At 71.2% G+C, this 3,038-nt stretch carries 4 protein-coding genes and 1 pseudogene; 2 read left to right on the top strand and 3 right to left on the bottom strand.

The genetic code is table 11. The annotated features are described in order from the left end of the window. Both VF468_10635 and VF468_10630 read left to right on the top strand, forming a co-directional pair. The coding region (locus VF468_10635; GenBank protein ID HEX5878763.1) for a hypothetical protein at nt 1-220 on the top strand (220 nt) is incomplete at its 5' end. Between the two features lie 90 nt (nt 221-310). Continuing rightward, entirely contained in the window at nt 311-691 is a 381-nt protein-coding gene (locus tag VF468_10630; protein ID HEX5878762.1) for an alpha/beta fold hydrolase, read from the top strand. Between the two features lie 168 nt (nt 692-859). Here VF468_10630 and VF468_10625 read toward each other — a convergent pair whose 3' ends face one another. The 3 genes and pseudogenes from VF468_10625 to VF468_10615 form a co-directional block, all read right to left on the bottom strand. Beyond that, nucleotides 860-1,612, bottom strand: a complete 753-nt coding sequence (locus VF468_10625; protein HEX5878761.1) for a transposase — start codon at nt 1,610-1,612, stop codon at nt 860-862. Between the two features lie 45 nt (nt 1,613-1,657). After that, nucleotides 1,658-2,566, bottom strand: a pseudogene (locus tag VF468_10620) (transposase). A 156-nt stretch (nt 2,567-2,722) separates the two neighbouring features. After that, nucleotides 2,723-3,038 (bottom strand): group II intron maturase-specific domain-containing protein (locus VF468_10615; GenBank protein ID HEX5878760.1); only part of this gene is annotated, 316 nt, incomplete at its 5' end.

Raw genomic sequence — 3,038 nt, 5'->3', positions numbered from 1 at the left:
CGACGCCCTCGCGGCGTACGAACGGCAGCGGAACGCGGCCGTCATGGCGATGTACGACTTCACCTACGCCACGTCCGCGCTCGCGCCGCCCACCCCTCAGGACGAGCGGCTCTTCGCCGCCATGCGCGACGATCCCGTCCTCGCCGGGCGCTTCTTCGGTGTCTTCGCCGGGACCGTGGCAGTCCAGGACTTCGTCGCCCCGCTGTCGATGGCCGCGTGACCGACAGACCGACTGACCGAGGACGAACCGCCGTTCCGGCCTGACCGCCACTCGACACCCTTACAGCAGCAACGAAAGAGGAACACAGTCATGACGACGGACACGACACTCGGCACGTATCCGAACACCGACATCCACGTGGAGGCCTGGGGCGACGGGACGTCGGTGGTGCTCGCCCACGGTTCGCTGGCCACCGCGGCCGAGGAGTGGGAGGTGCAGCGACCGCTCGCTGACGAGGGCTATCGCCTGTTGGCGCCGGACCGCCGCGGCTACGGGCGCAGCCCGGCGGCCGACGGTGAGGACTTCCTGCGCGACGCCGAGGACATCGCCACACTCATGGGCAACGGCGCGCACCTGGTCGGCCACTCCTACGGAGGCCTCGCCGTCCTGTTCGCCGCCGCCCGCCGTCCCGAGGCGACCCGGTCACTAGCCCTTCTCGAGCCGGCAGCATTCGCGCTAGGAGGGCGCTGAAAAGCGAGGTTGTGTGGGGTTCGTCGGGACCGACGCTGGCTCTGGTGGCCTCGGTGATGTTCGGCCGGTCGCGTGGGCGACCGGCGCGGCGCCGGTCACGGATACCGGTGGAGGGGATCTGACCGGGTGGATTCGGAGGGTGGTGGGCGCTGGCCGCGGCCTGGCTGTTCAGATGGCCAGGACCCAGGTTCGGTCGATGCGGGTAAGGCCACGACCGATCAGGTTGCGCAGGTTCAGCGCCGCGGTGCGCCGCTTGAGCCAGGCGTGGTTGTTGATGGTGCCGCGGTAGCGCAGCTTGACCCGCTGCCCGCCCTGGCTCGCGACCTGGGAGACGACCCGCTCGATATTCGGCCGGTGGTGGCGGTAGTCCTCGCGCAGCGCGGGGTCGGTTGTCCAGTCGGCTCGGGCGGCGCGCAGCAGGTCGTCGTGTTCGTGCAGGACCAGGGTGCGACCGGTCTTCGAGGTGGTGCACCGGGCGCGCAGCGGGCACTCCCGGCACAGCGCTCCGAAGGTCACCGACCGGCGCGGCGACAGCGGGCGGGTCTGCCCGGCCGGGCAGGTCACGACGCCGGCGCCCTCGTCGACGGTGAAGTCGTCCACGGTGAACCCGCCCGCGACCGCGGGCGCCACCGGCTTGGGCTTGATCACGGCCTGGTCCCCGGACCGCTCAATCGCATCCCGCAGATCACCGGTGCCATAGGCCGAGTCGCCGTACCAGCGCAACGCCGCGCGGGCCGCGTCCGCGATCCCGCCCCCGCCCCCGCCCCCGGCCCGATCGCCGACGCCGATACCCGAGTCCCCAGCCGAACCCGCCGACGCGTCCTCGCGTGCGGCGCTTCCACTCCCCGCCGGGGCCTGCCCGGCCTCGCTGGTCGCGGTGTCCTCGCTGGTCGCGGTGTCCTCGCTGGTCGCGGGTTGCATTGCGGTCTCGGCCCGGTCGGTGTCGGTGTCGGTCAGGAACGTCTGCGCCACTGCGGCGTCGGCGTTGTCGGCTCCGGCGGCCATGGTCAGCGCCTCGTCGGTGATCAACCCGGTCTCGGGTTCGGCGACCAGGTGAGCGCGGTAGCCGTCCCGGCGGCTACTCGGGGACTTGCGGGTGTGCCGGGCCTGCTCGTCGACGGTGGAGATCACCCGGTCCGGGGCCACCTTCCGGGCGATCCGCCACCGCCCGTCACGCCCATCGGAGCCCTCGGCGGGTTCCACATCCTGCCCGGCCACCAGCGCCAGCAACGCCACCGCGGCCGCAGCGGTCTCGCCGAGCTCGGTCACGGTGTCGGTGTCGGTGAGCGCCGCGAGGACCGCGTTCGCGTCGGTCACCAACCCCGAGACCAGCGCGTGCTTCGCGTCCGGGTCGGTCCAGTCGATCCGCGGCTTGCCCGGCTGGGTGTAGTCGTGCCCCGTGCACACCGCCGCGATCACCTCACCGCCGCCGGGGACCTGCCGCCCCACCCGCCGGATCGCCGAGATCAGCTGGGTGACGGTGTCCTGGGTGGCCACCGCGTCGTCGAGGATCGTGGAGTCCACCGCCCGGCGTCGTCGACCCGCCAACACCCCGGTCGCCTCGATCACCTGCCGGATCGCGTCGTTGATCCGGTGCGGGCGCCCCGATTTGGCGATCCGCTGACGCCAGTAGGTCAGGCTCGAGGGATCGAACCCCTCATCCAGCAGCGACAGCCCGCACGCCACCTTCCACCGCAGATCGCAGCGGACCGCCTCGGCGCATTCCCGATCCGACAGCTCGTGCAGCGCCTGCAACGTCAGCACCGCGGCCATCCGGGTCGCCGGCAGCGACGGGCGCCCGATCGGGGAGAACAGATCCGCGTACTGCTCGTCGGGGAACACCTCGCCGCGGTGCTCGGCCAGGAACGCGAACATGCTGCCCTCCGCGACCAGATGGCCGACCACCTCGCCGGCGTCCCACAGCTCCCGGTCCGGACCCTCCACCCCCTGCACCGCCGGGTGGCCCGGGGGAATCTCACCCCCGGGCTCCCACAGAACGGAGCGTGACAGTCTCCCGTCACTCCGCTCGTCTCATCGCAATCCTGCGAACGTGCGCACCAATCGCCAGTGGGTAAACAGCTCGGGGTTTCGATCGACGATCCCGAACCACCAACTGGTGAAGCGCCGGTAGGCGCGTAACCGCTTGTATTTCTTGCCAGCCCAGCGCATCAGGTAGGTGTTGATGCGCTGCAGGAGGGGATACAGCTTCGACCGGTAGAACCGGCCGTAGTAGTTGATCCAGCCCCGCACGACCGGATTGATCCAGTCGGCGAGGTCGTTCAGGCTCATCCCGGTGCGGGCGTGCAACCGCCACTCCCGCACCTGCGCTCCCATCTCGACCAGCGCC

The sequence above is a fragment of the Actinomycetota bacterium genome (genome assembly GCA_036280995.1).
Taxonomy (GTDB): Bacteria; Actinomycetota; CALGFH01; order CALGFH01; family CALGFH01; genus CALGFH01.
The sequence above is the reverse complement of the archived record's forward strand: the minus strand, read 5'-3'. Positions and strand labels throughout refer to the sequence as shown.